This window comes from Klebsiella sp. AqSCr (assembly GCF_008452795.1).
GTDB lineage: Bacteria > Pseudomonadota > Gammaproteobacteria > Enterobacterales > Enterobacteriaceae > Klebsiella > Klebsiella pneumoniae.
In genome coordinates, this window is record NZ_MJDM01000029.1 from 1 (window position 1) to 659 (window position 659).

At 53.3% G+C, this 659-nt stretch carries 1 protein-coding gene; it reads left to right on the forward strand.

Features of this window, described 5'->3' with window-relative positions:
• A partial coding sequence (locus BHE81_RS25830) for a conjugal transfer protein TraH (protein ID WP_172622154.1) occupies positions 1 to 659 on the forward strand: 659 nt, incomplete at both ends.

Below are 659 nucleotides of genomic sequence, written 5' to 3' on the forward strand. Positions count from 1 at the left end.
GGTCAGCATGACCCTGCCGGATATTAACGCCGGCTGCGGCGGCATCGATGCGTACCTGGGGGCGTTCTCCTTTATCAACAGCGAGCAGCTGCAGCGGTTCGCAAAACAAATCATGAGCAACGCCGCGGGGTACTTTTTTGATCTCGCTTTGCAAACCACGGTACCGGAGATTAAAACCGCAAAGGACTTCCTTCAAAAGATGGCCACTGACATGAACAGCATGAACCTCAGTTCCTGCCAGGCTGCTCAGGGAATTGTGGGTGGCCTGTTTCCTCGTACCCAGGTCGCTCAACAAAAGGTCTGCCAGGACATTGCCGGTGAAAGCAATATCTTTTCGGACTGGGCCGCGTCGCGCCAGGGTTGTACGGTGGGCGGCAAGATGGACAGCGTCCAGGATAAGGCCAGCGATAAAGACAAAGAACGTGTGATGAAAAACATCAACATCATGTGGAATGCCTTATCGAAGAACCGGCTCTTCGACGGCAATAAGGAGCTGAAGGAATTCATCATGACGCTCACCGGTACGCTGATTTTCGGGGAGAACAGTGAAATCACGCCGCTGCCGGCACGCACCACTGACCAGGATCTGATTAGAGCTATGATGGAGGGCGGCACGGCTAAAATCTACCACTGCAATGATTCGGATAAGTGTCTTAAGG